Raw genomic sequence first — 17,917 nt, forward strand, 5'->3', positions numbered from 1 at the left:
AGGCGGCACAATTTCCTGCCACCTGAAAGTTCAGGCTTTACGGCACGTGGCAAGAATATCCATATCCGATTGATATTCTGATGTTTTAATATCCATCATTCCCAGCAGCGTTGAGAAAATATTATCCTGAGAAACTTGCTCGGCAGCCGCTTTCTTCGTCAGGCAGTCCGCATTGACGGCAAAATTTTGTTGGTAATCTTTCGATAGCCAGAACAGGAATGGAATATGCGTTTGCTGTGAAGGGGCCAGCATATATGGCGTACCGTGCAGGTAAATACCGTTTTCACCCAGTGACTCACCGTGGTCAGAAAGATAGACCAGCGCGGTATTAAATTTGTCGTCATGTGCTTTCAATTCATCAATGGTGCGGCTAACGATATCATCAGTGTACAAGATGGTGTTGTCATAGGTATTGATGAGCGACTGGCGATCGCAATCCTGAATCTGGTTACTGTCACACGTTGGTGTGAACGTGCGGAATTTATCCGGGTAGCGGCGATAGTAGGCCGGACCATGGCTACCCATCAGGTGCAGTACAATGACGGAGTCTTGCTGTAAACCATCCAGCACATTACCAAAGCGATGCAGAATTGCGTCATCCCAGCAGGATTTGTCTTTACATAATGCGTCTAAATTCCATTGTGTCATATCGGTATGCGGGATACGGGCACAAGCCCCTTTACAGCCGCCATCGTTATCACGCCACAGCAGATTGATACCCGCATGAGCCATGACGTCCAGTAATCCTTCCTGGTGACGAGCCAGCGATGCATCGTAATTTTTGCGTGACATATTGGAGAACATGCATGGCACAGAAATCGCCGTTTCAGTACCGCAGGACGACGCATTAGGGAAATAAATAACGTCGCGTTTTTTCATCTCAGGGTTGGTATCACGGATGTAACCATTTAGTGAGTAGTTTTCAGCGCGTGAGGCTTCCCCCACAACAAAGACAACAACGGTTTTCTTTTTCTGCTGGCTAATCAACGGACCTTTTTTCGCATCTTCGCCAATTTTTACCAGCGATTGATCGCCGGCAAACCAACGGGCGTGGCTGTAGCGGCTTATCGCGCTAATGTAGTTGGCAGGTGTCACCATTTTCACGACACCTTTGTTGTTACGGAACAGTGAGGCGTAGTCTTTATAAAATACGGATGCGACAAGAATAATGATCAACAGGCCAGCCAACACGCCTACCAGTCGAGTCAGGAGGGTATACCACCAACGTGAAGGCTTGATTTTTATTGATGCCAGGATGAGCGCAGGCACGATGCCCGCAAGGCTGAGCCATATAAGCAATTGCGGAGTAATGAGTGCTACGGCTTCCTGGGAGTCGGTTTCAAAGACGTTCGTCATCATATTTTTGTCGATGACGGCACCGTAAGTGCTCATAAAATAGTTACTGGCCGCGCAGCCAATTATCAGTATTACCAGCATGGGCTTACGCAACCAAGGCAGGTTTATTATGCTGAAAATCGTCAACCAGGCGCTGAATAACACCACCGGTACAGAAATTGCGAAAAGCCAGCTATGGAACGAAACCGGAGCAATGATTTCCCAGGTGCGTTTTATGAACAAGAAATTGATTAATGTGAAGAAGAGCGCACAGCAAATATTAAACTTAGAATCGTTACACTGTAACTTTTTCAGGGATTCCATAACAGCCATAAATGATCATAAAGAATGCCAACAGACTATTGAATAAAGATTAGGTGAACCTTAGTTTCAAAAATCCATTCATATCTTTGTTAACGGGACAAGCATTAAGAATATTTACCGCACCGCTTGCAACATTTTATTTGTCGGGCTTCAATTGAAGCAATACTACAAAAGAGGTGTGAGGGTGTCTGAACAGTTAGAATTTTTCCCGATTCAAAGCCCCTGTCGTGGGATCTGCCAGTCAGATGAACGCGGTTTTTGCCGTGGCTGTATGCGCAGCCGTGATGAACGATTTCAATGGCAGCAATTAAGCGATGGGCAGAAACAAGAAGTGCTGCGGTTATGTCGTCAGCGATTAATGCGCAAATTACGCGCGAACAAGTCAAATCCCCCCGAAGAACCGCAACAACCCTCACTTTTTTAATTCTTTGATACCGCTATACTCAGTCGCAGAATTCGTTTTATTACTGAGGATTGCTTTATGGTACAGCGCATTACAATTTCCCCGCAGGGCCCAGAATTTTCACGCCTGGTTATGGGGTATTGGCGTTTGATGGAGTGGAACATGTCCGCGCCTCAGCTAGCCAGCTTTATTGAAGAGCATGTCGATTTAGGGATTACTACCGCCGATCACGCTGATATTTACGGCGGTTACCAGTGTGAAGCTGCATTTGGCGAAGCGATGCGCCTGGCACCACACTTGCGGTCCAAAATGGAAATTGTCACCAAATGCGGTATTGCGACTACGGCAAACCCAGGTCACGCACTGGGTCACTATATTACCGATAAATCACACATCATCAGCCAGACTGAAAAATCACTCGAGAACCTGGCAACTGATTACCTCGACCTGCTGCTGATTCACCGCCCGGACCCTTTGATGGATGCTGATGAAGTTGCAGAAGCCTTCACTTCGCTGCATCAGAGCGGCAAAGTGCGTCACTTTGGCGTATCGAACTTTACCCCCGCACAGTTTGCTTTGTTGCAATCGCGTTTGCCTTTCACGCTTGCGACCAATCAGGTAGAAATCTCTCCGGTACATCAGCCTACTATTCTCGACGGTACGCTGGATCAATGCCAACAGTTGCGTATTCATCCTATGGCATGGTCCTGCCTGGGTGGCGGTAGCTTGTTTAACGACGAGGCGTTCCAGCCGCTGCGTGATGAGCTGCAAGCCGTCGCAAATGAAATCGGTGCGGAGACCATCGAACAGGTGGTTTACGCGTGGGTGATGCGATTGCCGTCTAAACCGCTGCCAATCATCGGTTCCGGTAAAATTGAACGCGTGCGTTCAGCGATTCACTCCTTAAGCCTGGATATGAGCCGCCAACAGTGGTTCCGTATCCGTAAAGCTGCATTGGGTTACGACGTGCCATAACCCGCAAAAATAGTTATCTCCCGGAGGATTCAACCTGTCTGGCCTATGCTTAACAGGTTGAACGTGAATCCGGGAGGTAATATGAAGCGAATAAGTCTGGCTTTTTTAACGCTATTTAGCTGCGCGGCTGTTCAGGCTGCGAGTACCGAAGTTCAAATGAATCTTGTCACACCTAAGGGGATTGGCCATTCTCTTGGTACCGTGAAAATCACCGAAACCGATAAAGGGCTGGTTTTTGCGCCCGATCTTCGAACTCTTCCTCCGGGCGAACATGGTTTTCATGTCCATGCCAAAGGCAGTTGTGAACCAGGCTTAAAAGAGGGGAAACCTTCAGCTGCTGAAGCGGCAGGTGGACACCTTGATCCGGATAAAACCGGCAAACACATGGGGCCGATGGGCGTCGGGCATTTGGGGGATTTGCCAGTGCTGGTGGTCGATAATGACGGTAGTGCAACCGCACCCGTTACTGCACCGCGCCTGAAAACGCTTGATGAAGTTAAAGGCAAGGCACTGATGGTGCATGTTGATGGCGATAATATGTCCGATCAACCTAAACCACTTGGCGGTGGCGGAGCACGCTACGCTTGTGGCGTAATTCAATAAACTCAGTGGCTACCTGCCAGAGTGCCGGCAGGTGGCGCTTGTTCCAGTTGTGAAAGTGAGCAGTAGAGCCGCCAGATAATTCCCGTAAGCTCGCGTGCTGCCGGATTGTGATGATGTGCGAGCGTTTCAGTCATGCGCTGCAGTTCCTGTAACGTGGCTGCTAAAGAGCGTTGTTGTACACCTCGCTCACTCATGACATCCCGCAAGGTATGAATACACACATCACGCACCTGTGAAAGCGGATCGGAGCGTGTTTCCCATATTCGTAATTGCCATACCACATGGGAACAATTGAGTAATACCACTCCCCAGCGCAGCAACCAGCGGCGCGCCACTTCATCTTTACTGTTACTCAATTGGCTGATGTGATGATACACCAGCGATTCGAACTGGTTCTCAGAGTGTTGCGGTTTGCGGCTTAACTGATCAACAAAACCGCGTCGCAAGGCACGAATATGACGGCGACCTTTACGTGTGTCGGAACCTGGGCGAAGAACAGAGAAAGCAACCCAGGAAAGACCTACACCAATGACTTTTGCCAGATTGTCATTGAGGAAATCAGCTAAGTCATAAACCGGTGGATTAGTGACGGCGATAAACGACCCCATGAAAACAATTAATTGCCCCCACAGCCCGGCAAACTTGGGTTGTTGCAATTTCAGCAGTTGCATTGTCGCCAGTAGGGGCAACAAGAAAATCAGGAATTGCCAGAGATCGGTAATCTGTACCATCAGGCCAAATTTGACCAGGAAGCTAAATAAAGACAGCCATAGTAGGGTGCGCATCAATAGCGTAAGTGAGTTAAGCGGTGAGGCGACCGACGAATAGAGCACGCAACTGATCGCCGCCAACGACAACGCGCCGCTCCCGGCGTCCCATTGAGTGTTGATACACCAGGCGCCGGTTACGGTTATCACGCAAAAGGTTCGTAACGCGCTCCACAATGCTTCGGTATTATCCGTATGACGTGCCAGCGGTGGCGTTTTGGGGGGAGTGAGTTCTGAAACCGGGGTGACATTTTCCAACTCACGTAACCAGCGGCTACTGTTCAGATACAGCCAGCAGAAATACCGCAAGCGTAGCCAGAATGCCTGATGGCGATAATCAGCTTCGGGGCCTGGGGCAATCTGTTGCAACAATCGGGCGACGCTATATTTATGGGTACCTTCCCGTGCCAACTCACTAATCAATGCTTCAAGAACTGGCCACAGATTTTCCGGGGGATTTGGCCAGTTCATTAGCATGCGTCGAAGGCTTGAGATGACGCTGGTCAGACGTAATTGTTGATGTATTAAATAGTTGAGCAAATTATTCTGGCGGCGGAAGCGGTAATGGCTCCAGAACGCCTGAATTCTCAATAGATTCATGGTTAGAATCTGCCCAATAACACCTTCGTGTGCTGTTCGAATTGCATCTGTGGTTTCTGGCTTCCACAACATCGTTGCGTGCTCTAACAACCGGGCATGCATATTTCGCAACGCACTAAGAAGGGTGGTGCCATCTGAGGTACTGGGCAGTACCATCATCATCAAGCCACCACATAAAATCCCGACAATGACCTCACAAACGCGCGCCTGAGTAATGTCCCAAAGCTGGGTTGTTTCAACGGTATTGACCATCGGGAAAGCGATGATCGCAGCGGTGTAGCCCGCCAGCATAAAAGCATAGGCTACGTTGTTCTGGAAATGGCTGGAACTCCAGGTGCACAGTGCGAGCCAGGACGCCATTGCAAAGGTAAATAACCAAGGATCGTTGAGTGTATTACCCGCAATAATTAATGAGGCCATCGCGCCAATCAGGCTACCGGCGACTCGTCCCAGACTTTTACTTACCACGCCGCCGACGGTGGGGAAACTGACAACCGCCGCGGAGGTCATAGCCCAATAAGGTTCATCTAAATTCAGATAGTAAGCGATGGTTAATGCGAGGCACATCGCAATGGCATTACGCAAGGCATAACGCCATTGCCCGGCGTTTGCTTTCCCCCAGGGCGTGTTTTTCCATGCCAGTGACGAGAGTTTCATCGCCAGGATCAGTGTTTAATTGAAACAGTGCAGGTGGTGCCAGAAACCAGCGTAATACCTTGCGGGATCTGGTTTAGCTGAATGCGCACCGGCACGCGCTGAGCAAGGCGCACCCAGGGTACATTGGGTTTAATATCTGCCACCAAATCGCTGTCGCTTTCAACACTTTGGTCATAAATAGCGCGGCCAATACTTTGCACTTTTCCTGATAACGGTATATGCCCGCTATAGAGAACAATTTCGGCTAGATCACCGGGTTGAATATGGCGCAGTTTGGTTTCTTCAAAATACCCCACCACATAGAAAGAATGGCTGTCGACCAGCGCAAACACGGGCTGTCCAGAGGTTGCATAATTACCAGTACGCGTTGAAAGATTGGTTACCCAGCCATCAACAGGTGCGGTAACTGTGGTTTGAGAAATCTGCCATTTCGCTTGTTCGACGGTAGCTTCAGCGGCTTTTACGGCAGCTTGCGCGGCTTTGACATTAATATTTGCCGTGTCCATATCCTCGGCGGAAATGTAGTTGTGCGGCAGGTTTTTACGGCGATTTGCTTCATTGCTGGCTTTTGATAATTCTGACTGAGACTGAGCTAATTGCGCTTCAGCATTGAGTTGCGCAATGTGGTAGGGCGTTGAGTCAATGGTGAACAGAATGGTACCCGCTTTGACGAATTGGTTATCTTCAATATTTAGCTGAGTTATCGTTCCGGACACTTGCGGCGTGATGCTGACTTGCTCCGCCCGGACTTTCCCGTCTCGCGTCCAGGGGGATTGCATGTAATAATTCCATAACAGCCAGCCAACAATGATGGCTGCCGCGAAAATCACTAGTGTGGAAAAGTACTTTATTGTTTTCATATTCATGCTTTACCACACCACCAGAATGACAAGGGCTGCACTAACTGACAGCGAGAATAATGACAAATCCATTAATGTTGGATGCCAGATCTCGCCGGAATACATCCAGTCACGTAACAGATGATGCAAAATGAGCCAGATAAAAAAGCCCACGATAACCGCTTTAAAAAGAGGGGGGAAATAGATAGAAGCGCCAAACACTAAGTCCTGTAGAGGTAGGCCTGATGTTAAAAAATTGAAGCTCACGTCAGATAATCCTTTAAAATGCTGGGAAAACTGCCGTTTCTCCAGACTTAGATGTAAACTAAAAGTATAGCTATTTGCATAACATCAGCAAAAATAAGGATTTTGTTTTTTCAAGTAAAGCCTGCACAATAGTTTAAAATCAGTATAATAAGTTAGCAAGCTAATTATAAGGAGATGAAATTGGAATCGCCATTAGGATCAGATCTGGCACGGTTGGTGCGCATTTGGCGTGCTCTGATTGACCATCGCCTGAAACCTCTGGAATTGACACAGACACATTGGGTTACGCTGCATAATATTCATCAGTTGCCGCCCGAGCAGTCGCAGATTCAGTTGGCCAAAGCGATCGGCATAGAACAACCATCACTGGTCAGAACGCTTGATCAACTCGAAGAAAAAGGGCTGATTTCTCGTCAAACCTGCGCGAATGATCGTAGGGCAAAACGCATCAAGCTCACTGAGCGTGCTGAGCCTATCATCAATGAGATGGAGACGGTTATCAAGAAAACGCGCGAGGAAATTTTGTTAGGTATCAACGCTGAAGAACAGACGCTGTTGCTTAATTTGATAAATCGGCTGGAAAAAAATATCGTTGATTTGCAGACGAAAGAATAAGCTGTTTGTTGCAAGCCTCATCATTCGATGAGGTTTTCTGTTTTGATTATTTGGCTAGCAAAGAAGCGAAGAGGGGTGACCTGTAAACAAGTCACCCTTCATAATTAATTTGGTGAGACGGTAACCTGGCTGCCGTTGCTGGCAAGTCTTACACGTTGACCTACAGTAAACTTGGTATCACCTTGTTTCTGAACGACCAGAATGGTGTTGCCATCGTCCTTACGAATTTCCAGTTCCACACCCTGAGTTTTGTTCATCGCACCCTGAACACTCTGACCCGCTACACCACCTGCCACTGCACCCGCAGCGGTAGCCAGTGAACGACCTGTACCACCACCCACTGTGTTACCCAGGAAACCACCCAGCACAGCGCCACCAATTGCGCCCATCACATTTGAATCGTTATCGGCCTGGATCTGAACCGGGCGAGCAGATACCAAAGTACCATAAGTCACGCTTTGTACTTGTTTAGCATCAGAAGCGCTATATACGTCGCCTGAAAGTGAACTGGTGTTAGCGCAACCAGCCAGAGTTAACCCAACTAACGAGACTACCAGTATACGTGAAATCATTTGTGACTCTCCTGAACACGTGAAACGCTCAACTGAGCATCCTTCATGGCTAAATTATATGGTATTTAGGTGCTGAATTTAAAATAAGTTCAGACGATTAATGGCATTCATATTAAAAAAGACTCTCTTAACCGAGTATCAACCATTCATAAATTAAATCTATGGCGCTATTAATATCTATCCATAGAATATTTTTGTTAAAAATTATTAAGTAACCATCGCATAGAATGCTAGTTTATGGTTGAGTTTATCCCCAATTTGGCAAGTCGTAAGGAGTAACAGATGAAATCAGGGCGCTATATCGGTGTGATGTCAGGCACCAGCCTGGACGGGATTGATGTCGTTCTGGCCGCGATTGATGAACATCTTGTTGCACAACAGGCAAGTTACAGCCATCCCATCCCTTTAGAGATAAAAAATGCCATTCTTGCCATTTGCCAGGGGCAGCCATTAACCCTTTCTCAACTCGGCCAGCTTGATAATCGTCTTGGTAAATTATTCGCTGAAGCTGTTCAGACATTGATGAACAACCAGGGGCTGACCTATACAGATATCACGGCAATTGGTTGCCACGGGCAAACCGTCTGGCACGAGCCACAAGGTGAAGCGGCGCATACCATGCAAATTGGGGATAACAATCAAATCGTTGCGCGAACAGGCGTAACTGTGGTTGGTGATTTCCGTCGTCGGGACATGGCTTTGGGGGGACAGGGCGCTCCGCTGGTGCCTGCATTTCATCATGCTTTGCTGGCGCATCCCACGGAACATCGCATGGTGTTAAATATTGGCGGGATCGCTAATCTCTCTCTGCTTTTCCCTGAACAGCCAGTTCGAGGGTTTGATACTGGCCCAGGAAACATGCTGATTGATGCGTGGATCTGGCGTCAACGCGGCAAAGCGTACGATAAAGACGCTCAATGGGCGAGCAGCGGTAAAGTCATTATTCCACTATTGCAGCAGATGCTAAGCGATCCATACTTCGCCATGCCTGCGCCAAAGAGCACTGGCCGTGAATATTTCAATTATAGTTGGCTTGAGCGCCAGTTAGCCGCATTCCCGGGGCTTGCTGGAGAAGATGTCCAGGCAACGCTGACGGAGCTGACTGCCGTCACTATTTCAGAACAAGTATTGCTGAGCGGCGGTTGTGAGCGGCTAATGGTATGCGGTGGTGGAAGCCGTAATCCATTGCTGATGGCTCGTTTGAGTGGGTTGCTGCCGGGTATCGAAGTCACGACCACTGATGAGGCGGGAATTAGCGGTGACGATATGGAGGCGCTGGCATTCGCCTGGCTTGCTTATCGTACAATGTCAGGTTTGCCAGGAAACTTGCCTTCGGTGACCGGGGCGTCTGCAGCAAGCGTGATTGGTGCAATTTTTCCTGCTAACCCGCTGTGTTTACCTTGAATAGTGCGAGCAGGTGAGTGTTGCTCATTAAAGAAGTAACTTGAACCAGAATGAGCATAATCAGAGTTAACTGAAATTCACTACCGCACTAAATCTCTAAACTGAAGCTAATGGGGGACGCTACTATCCCCCGCTATAAAAAAAAGAACTTCAGGACATGCAGATGAAAAAACTACTTATTGCCGCCATTCCCTTCATGCTTTCAGGATGTAGCTACTACAACACTTTTGTTGAAAAGATGCAGACGGACACTCTGCAATATCAGTGTGATGAAAAACCGCTTACCGTTAAATTAAATAACCAAAAGCAGATGGTGAACTTTGTTTATGACAACGAGTATTTGTCGTTAACACAAGGTTTGTCCGCATCAGGTGCGCGCTATACCGATGGTGTTTACGTATTCTGGTCAAAAGGCGATACCGCAACGGTGTATCGTAAAGACACAGTCGTGTTGGATAATTGCCAGTTACAAAATCCCAAACGTTGATACTCTTCATACTTAAAGTCGCAGGGGGGTGGCTGCATTCTCTTAATCTGGTCACTCGCTTAAGTAAGCTCCAGGGGCTTCGTTCGTTTACCCCCACCTGCAACTTGAATTATTTTGAGTAGAGATTTCTCAGGGTGGAGCGCACAATAGCCTCCACCTAATCATACCCTGACGTAACGCCATGTCTGATAACGACTCTTTGCAACAAATCGCACATTTGCGCCGTGAATACACCAAAGGTGGTTTACGCCGCACGGATCTTACCGAACAACCTTTGCCATTGTTTGAGCGCTGGCTTGCCCAGGCATGTGAAGCAAAACTTGCTGATCCTACCGCCATGGTGGTGGCAACCGTTGATGAAAGCGGGCAGCCTTATCAACGAATCGTTTTGCTAAAACACTTCGACGAGCGTGGTCTGGTATTCTATACCAACCTCGGATCACGCAAAGCCCATCATCTGGAAAATAACCCGCGTATCAGCTTGCACTTCCCGTGGCATATGCTCGACCGCCAGGTGATGGTGCAAGGAACGGCGGAGCGTTTATCAACTCTCGAAGTGATGAAATATTTCCACAGTCGCCCGCGTGATAGCCAGATTGGTGCCTGGGTTTCAAAACAATCCAGCCGTATTTCTGCGCGCGGTATTCTGGAAAGTAAATTTTTAGAGTTGAAACAGAAATTCCAGCAAGGCGAAATTCCGCTGCCGAGTTTCTGGGGTGGCTATCGCGTAACAATTGACCAAATGGAATTCTGGCAGGGCGGTGAACACCGTCTGCACGATCGTTTTTTATACCAGCGTGAAGGCGATGCCTGGAAAATAGACCGTCTGGCCCCATAACAGACGGAATTTGTTGTTCTAAGCGCTGGTACTCCTTCTATTGGCGCTTTATTCTATGTCCCCTAAGAAATTAACTTCTTTCGCCACAAGGCGAAAAGCCGTGTACCGGTAAAGGTGCAGTCGTATATAGATGGAGAATTTGATGGCGAGCATCAATTTGATAAAACAATTGCAAGAGCGGGGCTTAGTCGCCCAGGTAACGGATGAGGAAGCGTTAGCACAGCGACTGGCGCAAGGGCCAATTGCGCTGTATTGCGGCTTCGATCCTACCGCTGACAGCTTGCATTTGGGCCATCTGGTTCCACTGCTGTGCCTGAAACGCTTCCAGGAAGCAGGCCACAAACCGGTTGCGCTGGTGGGTGGTGCGACAGGCCTGATTGGCGACCCAAGTTTTAAAGCGGTTGAGCGTAAACTCAACACTGAAGATACCGTGCATGAGTGGGTGGAAAAAATCCGCCGCCAGGTTGCACCGTTCCTCGATTTCGATTGCGGCGAAAACTCGGCCATTGCGGCTAACAACTACGACTGGTTTGGCGGCATGAACGTGCTGACCTTCCTTCGTGATATCGGTAAACACTTCTCTGTTAACCAGATGATTAACAAAGAAGCCGTGAAGCAGCGTCTGAACCGTGACGATGTGGGTATCTCCTTTACCGAGTTTTCCTACAACCTGCTGCAAGGTTATGACTTTGCATGTCTGAACAAACTGCACGGTGTAGTGCTGCAAATTGGCGGTTCTGACCAGTGGGGTAACATCACCTCCGGTATCGACTTAACTCGCCGTCTGCATCAGCAACAAGCGTTTGGTCTGACTGTTCCGTTGATTACTAAATCTGATGGCACCAAATTCGGTAAAACCGAAGGCGGCGCAGTGTGGCTTGATCCGAAAAAAACCAGCCCTTACAAGTTCTACCAGTTCTGGATCAACACCGCTGACTCTGATGTGTATCGCTTCCTGAAATTCTTCACCTTCATGAGCCTTGAAGAGATTGACGCGCTGGAAGAAGAAGACAAAAACAGCGGTACGGCTCCACGTGCGCAATATGTGCTGGCTGAACAGGTCACTCGTCTGGTTCACGGCGAAGAAGGTCTGGAAGCGGCCAAGCGTATTACCAGCAGCCTGTTTAACGGCAACCTGAGTGATTTGACTGAAGCTGACCTTGAGCAACTGGCTCAGGATGGTGTACCGATGGTTGAAATGGAGCGTGGTGCTGATTTGCAACAAGCTCTGGTTGATTCGGAACTGCAACCATCTCGTGGCCAGGCGCGTAAAACCATCGCGCAAAATGCTATCACCATCAATGGTGAGAAGCAGTCCGACCCGGAATATACATTTGCTGATAGCGATATTCTGTTTAATCGCTACACCTTACTGCGCCGGGGTAAGAAAAATTACTGCCTCGTTTGCTGGAAGTAATTAAGAAAGATCAGAAGGGCGTGGGAAACCACGCCCTTTATGTTTGCCCGATTTGTTTACACACAACCAGAACCAATATCGTTCCATCCGAGTAGATATATGAAAAACATCCTTGCCATCCAGTCCCACGTGGTCTTCGGTCACGCAGGCAATAGTGCCGCCGAATTCCCGATGCGCCGTCTTGGCGCGAATGTATGGTCACTGAACACCGTTCAGTTCTCCAACCATACCCAATACGGAAAATGGACTGGTAGCGTGATGCCTGCCAGCCACCTAAGCGACATTGTTGAAGGAATTGCAGACATCGGGCAGCTTAAACGTTGCGACGCGGTGCTCAGTGGTTACCTTGGCTCTGCCGAGCAGGGCGAACATATTCTTTCTATTGTTCGTAAAACGAAAGAGGCCAATCCGCAGGCGAAGTATTTCTGCGACCCGGTAATGGGCCATCCTGAAAAAGGCTGCATCGTCGCCCCTGGTGTTGCCGAATTCCACACGCGTTACGCGTTGCCAGCCAGTGATATTATTGCCCCAAACCTGATTGAACTTGAGATCCTGAGCGGTCATGCGGTTAATTCCGTTGATGAAGCCGTTTCGACTGCGAGAGAACTTATCGCAATAGGTCCGGAAATTGTGTTGGTGAAACATCTTGCGCGTGCGGCATATCAGCAGGATCGCTTTGAGATGTTGTTGGTGACTGCAGACGAAGCCTGGCATATTCACCGTCCGCTGGTGGATTTTGGCGATCGTCAGCCCGTCGGTGTTGGTGATGTGACCAGTGGTCTGCTGTTGGTGAAATTGTTGCAGGGTGCAACGCTTCGTGAGGCCCTGGAGCATGTCACTGCTGCTGTGTACGACATTATGGTCGTGACGAAGAAAATGGACGAGTACGAACTGCAACTGGTTGCGGCGCAAGAAGGTATTGCGAAACCAGAGCACTATTTTACAGCCGTAAAACTCTAAAGCAAAATGCCCTCGGAATGAGGGCATCTTTCACTGGCAATAAATACCAACAACAAAACCGCTTAAATCCCTTCTGCCGTCAACGCCGCCGCAACAGCCGGGCGTGCTTTCATTCGCACCATAAACGCATCAATGTTGCTCAGACCCGCGAGATTCAGTTTCACGGCGTGCGCCCAGCGCAACACAGTAAACAGATACGCATCTGCCACACTAAAGCGCAGACCCATCAGCCACTGCTTATCGTTAAGCTCTTCGTTCACGTACTGGAATTTCTTCTCGAGTGCTGCACGAGCAATCGTTTTGTACTCTTCTGGCGTAGCCGGGTTGAACAGCGGAGAGAAACCTTTGTGCAGTTCGGTGGCGATGTAGTTCAACCATTCCAGCGTGTGGTAGCGCGTCATGCTCCCTGAAGGGGCAAGTAACTGGCGGTCAGGCACTTTATCTGCCAGGTATTGCACAATTGCCACGCCTTCTGTCAGCAACGAGCCATCGTCCAGCAGCAGTGCAGGGACTTGCCCCTTAGCATTAATTTCAAGGTAATCATCACCAGCTTCGGTTTTCTTTGCGGCTAAATCGACTTTCACCAGGGAGAAATCAACACCGGTTTCGCGCAGGATAATGTGTGGGGAGAGGGAACAGGCACCAGCTTTATAATACAGTTTCATTACTGAACTCCTATGGGGCGCTAAGATACCCTATGTTAGTGCGCATATGGGCAAAAAAAAAGCCGTTAGCGATAAAAGCTAACGGCTGAAAATAACATGTTCCCCGCTACATTACGCGGTAGCTGTTTCCTTAGCGGTCTCAGCTTTTTCATCAGTCTGCTGTGCCATACGGTTCAGCTTAGGCGCAGTGAGCATCATCAGAACCGCGATAACAGCGGTAGCAATACCAATCTGCATGAACACGTGACCATATACAGCCAGTGATTGCAGTGGGTCGGTTACGTTTTCTGGAACAGCCATCAGGTTTGCAACTTTACCTGCAATGATTGCAGCACCAGCGGTAGTCAGGAACCAGCTACCCATGATGAAGCCCATCAGGCGCTGTGGAACCAGCTGTGCAACCATTGCCAGACCCAGACCGGAAATCATCAGTTCACCGATACTCTGCAGCGCATAGCTCAGAATCAACCAGCTTACAGAGACGATACCGGCATCAGATGCGAATTTCGCACCCAGTGGCAGCACCAGGAAGGCCAGGGAACACAGGATCATACCGAACGCAAATTTGTGCGGCATAGGCATACGGTCGCCCATTTTGTTGTAGATTGCAGCCAGAATCGGGCTACCAATCATGATCCAGAATGGGTTCAGTGCCTGGAACTGCTCAGGTTCGAACATCACACCCAGAATGGAGTGTTCAACGTTACGAATAGCAAAGAAGTTCAGAGAGGTTGGCATTTGGCTATACAGCACGAAGAACACAATTGCTTCAACCATCAGAATGAATGCAACAATCATCTTACGACGAGCAGCACCCTGCATTGCGAAAGCTTCTTTAGCAAAGATAACCACGATGCCCAGAGCAACTACGCCCAGAACCATACGTGCGATGCCCTGGTTGTGCAGCAGCCAGGTTGCCGCAGTAATCAGTACCAGAACGCCAACGATGGTCGTTGCCAGTTTGCCAAAATGCACAGGCTGGAAGTCAGGTTTTGAACCGTGGTTTTTGACCCACTTCTTACAGAACATGAAGTTCACGAGAGTGATCAGCATACCCACGAAGCTCAGGGAGAACGCAACGCTCCAGCCATACTTCGCTGCAAGCCATGGAGTGGCAAGCATGGAGAAGAATGAACCGATGTTGATGGACATGTAGTACATAGTAAATGCACCGTCCAAACGCGGATCATCTTTTTCATAGCAAGTAGAAAGCAGGGAGGATGGGTTAGCCTTAAACAGACCGTTACCTACAGCGATAGTTGCCATACCCATGTACACCACAGCCACATCGTGACCGGAGTAAGCTACCAGCGCGTAACCGATAGCCAGTACGATAGTACCGAGCACAATGACACGCTTGGTGCCGAGAACTTTATCGCCTAACCAACCACCGATAGCGACCATTCCGTAGACCAGTGCGCTGAAGGAAGAGAACAGGGTGATGGAGTCAGCTTCGGACATACCCAGCATTTTGACCAGGTAAACGGCCATAATACCTTGCAGACCGTAGTAGCCAAAACGCTCCCACAATTCGATAGAGAAAATCAGATAGAACGATTTAGGTTGTTTGAAAGCATTCAGACTAATGCTTTCTGCTGGTTTCTTGTTTGCAGTCGACACATATACCTCTTTTTTTACATCCCAATTTAACAGGAATTTTCTAAGCGTCATGCCAGTGGCATTCGCTTTTTTAGTTATAAGAAAGGGGAAACGGCGGGTAATGTTCACTATCCTGCGGTTCCAGGCAAGGGGTTTGTAATACTCTGTTACATATAACTCCGGCGGAATAAAGCTTCAAAAAGCAAATTGTTATTCAGCGTTAAATTTTATCAAAATGCGCTTTACCGATTTATTCTCTTTGGTAACGCTAAAAAAAACGCATTTTAGTTGTATATTCTGCTTTATGGCTGAATGTGTAGTGATATGGGCGGGGTGTAAAGATTTGTGCAGCCTATTGTACTGCTTAAGTGAGTTAATCACTGAGGAATGCGAGGTTATTTGTTTCATTCTGATGACTTAAATTTAACACTGAGTTATCAGTGTGATCTATGTCACATAGTTATGGAAAATTCTTATCGTAAAAAAACGATTAACCTGTTGAGGTGATTATTCGCCACAGGATGTAAACGAAGCGGCCGGGATTTATAGCATAAATCATTAGAGCTGGAGGTGTTAGCTGTATGGGGGAGTAGAGGATAACAAGATGGCCTACCACAAAAGCAGCAGGCCGGAGGATTAAAGTTCTACTTTCTCTTTGAATTCACATAGATCTTCAATGATGCACGAGCCACAGCGCGGTTTGCGGGCGATACAAGTGTAACGGCCATGCAAAATCAGCCAGTGGTGACAGTCGACTTTAAATTCTGCCGGAACCACCTTGAGCAGTTTTTCCTCAACCTGCTCAACATTTTTGCCGGGTGCAAAATTGGTGCGGTTGCAGACGCGGAAGATATGAGTATCTACAGCAATAGTGGGCCAGCCAAAAGCAGTGTTAAGCACAACGTTCGCTGTTTTGCGACCAACGCCCGGCAGAGCTTCGAGTGCGGCCCTGTCTTCGGGCACTTCTGCGTTATGTAGCTCAATCAACATCCGGCATGTCTTGATGATGTTCTCAGCCTTGCTGTTAAAAAGGCCAATGGTTCTGATGTATGACTTAATACCATCAACACCCAGCTCCAACATCGCCTGCGGTGTATTAGCCACAGGATAGAGCTTCGCCGTTGCCTTATTGACGCTGACATCGGTCGCCTGAGCTGATAGCAACACGGCTATCAGCAATTCGAATGGGGAATTGAATTGTAACTCAGTGGTAGGGTGAGGATTGTTGTCACGCAAGCGCGTGAGGATCTCTAACCGTTTGCTCTTATTCATGACGCTTTCTCAGGATTTCCTTCCATTGCAGCAACTTGCGCTGCGCGACGCGTTTTCATCTTTTCATCAATAAGATACTTCACTGCCAGCATTAAGCCCAGGCCGATAAACGCGCCAGGTGGCAACATTGCCAGCAGGAAAGGGGTATCAGTGTGGAAAACCTCAATGCGCAGGATTTTTGCCCAACTACCCAGCAGCGCATCAGCACCGTCGAACAACGTCCCATTGCCAATAATTTCACGCAACGAACCTAAAACAAACATTGCACTGGTAGCACCCATACCAATGGCTAAACCATCCAAAGCAGCGAGTGGCACACTGCTTTTTGCAGCAAACGCTTCGGCTCGACCAATAACGATGCAGTTGGTAACAATCAATGGAATGAAAATCCCCAACGACTGATACAGACCGTAAGCGTAGGCATTTATCAGCATCTGTACGGTACTGACAACCGAGGCGATGATCATTACATAAATTGGAATACGAATTTCTGTCGGAACCCAACGGCGCAGGGCGGATACGGCACTGTTGGTCAATACCAGCACCAGCGTAGTCGCAAGACCAAGTCCAAGGGCGTTGGTGGCAGTAGAGGTTACAGCCAACAGTGGGCAAAGGCCTAATAGCTGCACCAGTGCCGAGTTATTTTTCCATAATCCCTGAACGAGAATATTTTTTACTTCGCTCATGGTTGAGCTCCACAGGCAGGAAGATTATCAACTTGAGAAGGCAGCGTTTTGGCGAATAATCCCGCTCGTTTTATCGCATTGACAACTGCGCGCGGGGTAATGGTCGCGCCGGTAAACTGATCAAACTGGCCACCATCCTTTTTTACCGCCCAGCTTGAATCATCATTGCCCTGAATGGTTTTGCCGGCAAAATGCGTGATCCAATCGCTCAGGCGGGTTTCGATTTTATCGCCCAGGCCGGGTGTTTCATGGTGTTCTGTGACACGTGAACCTAATACTTTGCCGTTAAAATCAGCCGCGACCAGCAATTGAATGGCGCCAGAATAGCCATCAGGGGCGGTAGTTTCCATGACGACCGCAATGGGTTGTTCACTTTTACGTGCCACATAAATATGGCGTTCGCCTTTACCTAAAGGGGAATCATTGACGACAACACAACTGCCCTGAATGTTATTGTCGTAGCTATCGGATGATATCACCTGATCAAACAAAAGCTTCTGCTGTGCAGCGGCCTGTTGTTCGATAGTGTCTTTCGTTAAGGCGTTGACGACCGCAGTGAGCCCGGTTGCCAATATCGCAAACAGAGCCAAAGTAACGCCATGTTTTTGCATCGTTTTTAGCATGACGGCTCC

The 17,917-nt window shown here is 48.4% G+C and carries 19 protein-coding genes; 9 read left to right on the forward strand and 10 right to left on the reverse strand.

The genetic code is table 11. The features are described from left to right. Positions 1 to 30 precede the first annotated feature (30 nt). A complete protein-coding gene (eptA, locus tag IX31_RS01500; RefSeq protein WP_034455374.1) occupies positions 31 to 1,659 on the reverse strand; it encodes a phosphoethanolamine transferase EptA in 1,629 nt (542 codons plus the stop codon). 184 nt (positions 1,660 to 1,843) lie between these two features. Between eptA and IX31_RS01505 the strand changes: the two genes are divergently transcribed. From IX31_RS01505 to sodC, 3 genes are all read left to right on the forward strand, one after another. Next, positions 1,844 to 2,083 carry a DUF1289 domain-containing protein gene (locus IX31_RS01505; protein WP_034455375.1) on the forward strand — a complete coding sequence of 80 codons (240 nt, stop codon included), beginning with the start codon at positions 1,844 to 1,846 and terminating at the stop codon, positions 2,081 to 2,083. A 57-nt stretch (positions 2,084 to 2,140) separates the two neighbouring features. Next, positions 2,141 to 3,037 carry an aldo/keto reductase gene (locus tag IX31_RS01510; RefSeq protein ID WP_034455376.1) on the forward strand — a complete coding sequence of 299 codons (897 nt, stop codon included), beginning with the start codon at positions 2,141 to 2,143 and terminating at the stop codon, positions 3,035 to 3,037. Positions 3,038 to 3,118: 81 nt separating this feature from the next. Further along, complete coding sequence (gene sodC, locus IX31_RS01515) at positions 3,119 to 3,640, forward strand: superoxide dismutase [Cu-Zn] SodC (RefSeq protein ID WP_034455377.1); 522 nt, start codon at positions 3,119 to 3,121, stop codon at positions 3,638 to 3,640. 2 nt (positions 3,641 to 3,642) lie between these two features. On the opposite strand, the gene IX31_RS01520 is transcribed toward sodC, so the two are convergent. Genes IX31_RS01520 through IX31_RS01530 form a run of 3 tightly spaced genes read right to left on the reverse strand, consistent with a single transcriptional unit; the run spans position 3,643 to position 6,770 of the window. Then, on the reverse strand, positions 3,643 to 5,664 hold the full coding sequence (locus IX31_RS01520; protein WP_034455378.1) for an FUSC family protein: 2,022 nt from the start codon (positions 5,662 to 5,664) through the stop codon (positions 3,643 to 3,645). An 8-nt stretch (positions 5,665 to 5,672) separates the two neighbouring features. Next, positions 5,673 to 6,530 (reverse strand): efflux RND transporter periplasmic adaptor subunit, encoded by an 858-nt coding sequence (locus IX31_RS01525; protein ID WP_034455379.1) that lies wholly within the window; start codon positions 6,528 to 6,530, stop codon positions 5,673 to 5,675. Positions 6,531 to 6,533: 3 nt separating this feature from the next. After that, positions 6,534 to 6,770: a DUF1656 domain-containing protein gene (locus tag IX31_RS01530; RefSeq protein WP_034455380.1), complete on the reverse strand. Its 237-nt coding sequence runs from the start codon at positions 6,768 to 6,770 to the stop codon at positions 6,534 to 6,536. A 174-nt stretch (positions 6,771 to 6,944) separates the two neighbouring features. On the opposite strand from IX31_RS01530, the gene slyA reads away from it, so the two are divergent. Then, a complete protein-coding gene (slyA, locus tag IX31_RS01535) occupies positions 6,945 to 7,385 on the forward strand; it encodes a transcriptional regulator SlyA (RefSeq protein WP_034455381.1) in 441 nt (146 codons plus the stop codon). Between the two features lie 104 nt (positions 7,386 to 7,489). Here slyA and slyB read toward each other — a convergent pair whose 3' ends face one another. Next, positions 7,490 to 7,957, reverse strand: a complete 468-nt coding sequence (slyB, locus tag IX31_RS01540; RefSeq protein WP_034455382.1) for an outer membrane lipoprotein SlyB — start codon at positions 7,955 to 7,957, stop codon at positions 7,490 to 7,492. Between the two features lie 282 nt (positions 7,958 to 8,239). Here slyB and anmK point away from each other — a divergent pair, with 282 nt between their 5' ends. The 5 genes from anmK to pdxY all read left to right on the forward strand — a co-directional run bounded on the left by anmK (position 8,240) and on the right by pdxY (position 13,063). After that, positions 8,240 to 9,361, forward strand: coding sequence for an anhydro-N-acetylmuramic acid kinase (gene anmK / locus IX31_RS01545; protein ID WP_034455383.1), 1,122 nt, complete (start codon positions 8,240 to 8,242; stop codon positions 9,359 to 9,361). A gap of 163 nt (positions 9,362 to 9,524) precedes the next feature. After that, positions 9,525 to 9,848: a C-type lysozyme inhibitor gene (mliC, locus tag IX31_RS01550; RefSeq protein ID WP_051880466.1), complete on the forward strand. Its 324-nt coding sequence runs from the start codon at positions 9,525 to 9,527 to the stop codon at positions 9,846 to 9,848. 181 nt (positions 9,849 to 10,029) lie between these two features. After that, positions 10,030 to 10,686 (forward strand): pyridoxamine 5'-phosphate oxidase, encoded by a 657-nt coding sequence (gene pdxH / locus IX31_RS01555; RefSeq protein ID WP_034455385.1) that lies wholly within the window; start codon positions 10,030 to 10,032, stop codon positions 10,684 to 10,686. A gap of 142 nt (positions 10,687 to 10,828) precedes the next feature. Further along, complete coding sequence (gene tyrS / locus IX31_RS01560; RefSeq protein WP_034455386.1) at positions 10,829 to 12,103, forward strand: tyrosine--tRNA ligase; 1,275 nt, start codon at positions 10,829 to 10,831, stop codon at positions 12,101 to 12,103. Positions 12,104 to 12,202: 99 nt separating this feature from the next. Continuing rightward, complete coding sequence (gene pdxY, locus IX31_RS01565) at positions 12,203 to 13,063, forward strand: pyridoxal kinase PdxY (protein WP_034455387.1); 861 nt, start codon at positions 12,203 to 12,205, stop codon at positions 13,061 to 13,063. A gap of 62 nt (positions 13,064 to 13,125) precedes the next feature. Here pdxY and gstA read toward each other — a convergent pair whose 3' ends face one another. From gstA to rsxG, 5 genes are all read right to left on the reverse strand, one after another. Beyond that, on the reverse strand, positions 13,126 to 13,728 hold the full coding sequence (gene gstA, locus IX31_RS01570) for a glutathione transferase GstA (protein WP_034455388.1): 603 nt from the start codon (positions 13,726 to 13,728) through the stop codon (positions 13,126 to 13,128). A gap of 111 nt (positions 13,729 to 13,839) precedes the next feature. Next, positions 13,840 to 15,348, reverse strand: a complete 1,509-nt coding sequence (gene dtpA, locus IX31_RS01575; protein WP_034457046.1) for a dipeptide/tripeptide permease DtpA — start codon at positions 15,346 to 15,348, stop codon at positions 13,840 to 13,842. A gap of 615 nt (positions 15,349 to 15,963) precedes the next feature. Further along, positions 15,964 to 16,599 (reverse strand): endonuclease III, encoded by a 636-nt coding sequence (nth, locus tag IX31_RS01580; protein ID WP_034455389.1) that lies wholly within the window; start codon positions 16,597 to 16,599, stop codon positions 15,964 to 15,966. Beyond that, positions 16,596 to 17,285, reverse strand: a complete 690-nt coding sequence (locus IX31_RS01585) for an electron transport complex subunit E (RefSeq protein WP_034455390.1) — start codon at positions 17,283 to 17,285, stop codon at positions 16,596 to 16,598. The genes nth and IX31_RS01585 overlap by 4 nt, the downstream gene beginning before the upstream one ends. After that, the gene (gene rsxG / locus IX31_RS01590; RefSeq protein WP_034455391.1) at positions 17,282 to 17,908 is read right to left on the reverse strand and encodes an electron transport complex subunit RsxG; all 627 of its coding nucleotides are present in this window, start codon (positions 17,906 to 17,908) and stop codon (positions 17,282 to 17,284) included. The genes IX31_RS01585 and rsxG overlap by 4 nt, the downstream gene beginning before the upstream one ends. Positions 17,909 to 17,917 lie beyond the last annotated feature (9 nt).

The sequence above is a fragment of the Buttiauxella noackiae genome, assembly GCF_000737905.1.
Lineage (GTDB): Bacteria > Pseudomonadota > Gammaproteobacteria > Enterobacterales > Enterobacteriaceae > Buttiauxella > Buttiauxella noackiae.

Coding starts and splice junctions, on each gene's coding strand:
- gstA (WP_034455388.1), bottom strand. CDS start 13,728: ATGAAACTGTATTATAAAGCTGGTGCCTGTTCCCTCTCCCCACACATT.
- slyA (WP_034455381.1), top strand. CDS start 6,945: ATGAAATTGGAATCGCCATTAGGATCAGATCTGGCACGGTTGGTGCGC.
- eptA (WP_034455374.1), bottom strand. CDS start 1,659: ATGGAATCCCTGAAAAAGTTACAGTGTAACGATTCTAAGTTTAATATT.
- IX31_RS01525 (WP_034455379.1), bottom strand. CDS start 6,530: ATGAATATGAAAACAATAAAGTACTTTTCCACACTAGTGATTTTCGCG.
- pdxH (WP_034455385.1), top strand. CDS start 10,030: ATGTCTGATAACGACTCTTTGCAACAAATCGCACATTTGCGCCGTGAA.
- nth (WP_034455389.1), bottom strand. CDS start 16,599: ATGAATAAGAGCAAACGGTTAGAGATCCTCACGCGCTTGCGTGACAAC.
- rsxG (WP_034455391.1), bottom strand. CDS start 17,908: ATGCTAAAAACGATGCAAAAACATGGCGTTACTTTGGCTCTGTTTGCG.
- IX31_RS01585 (WP_034455390.1), bottom strand. CDS start 17,285: ATGAGCGAAGTAAAAAATATTCTCGTTCAGGGATTATGGAAAAATAAC.
- tyrS (WP_034455386.1), top strand. CDS start 10,829: ATGGCGAGCATCAATTTGATAAAACAATTGCAAGAGCGGGGCTTAGTC.
- sodC (WP_034455377.1), top strand. CDS start 3,119: ATGAAGCGAATAAGTCTGGCTTTTTTAACGCTATTTAGCTGCGCGGCT.
- anmK (WP_034455383.1), top strand. CDS start 8,240: ATGAAATCAGGGCGCTATATCGGTGTGATGTCAGGCACCAGCCTGGAC.
- slyB (WP_034455382.1), bottom strand. CDS start 7,957: ATGATTTCACGTATACTGGTAGTCTCGTTAGTTGGGTTAACTCTGGCT.
- mliC (WP_051880466.1), top strand. CDS start 9,525: ATGAAAAAACTACTTATTGCCGCCATTCCCTTCATGCTTTCAGGATGT.
- pdxY (WP_034455387.1), top strand. CDS start 12,203: ATGAAAAACATCCTTGCCATCCAGTCCCACGTGGTCTTCGGTCACGCA.
- IX31_RS01520 (WP_034455378.1), bottom strand. CDS start 5,664: ATGAAACTCTCGTCACTGGCATGGAAAAACACGCCCTGGGGGAAAGCA.
- IX31_RS01510 (WP_034455376.1), top strand. CDS start 2,141: ATGGTACAGCGCATTACAATTTCCCCGCAGGGCCCAGAATTTTCACGC.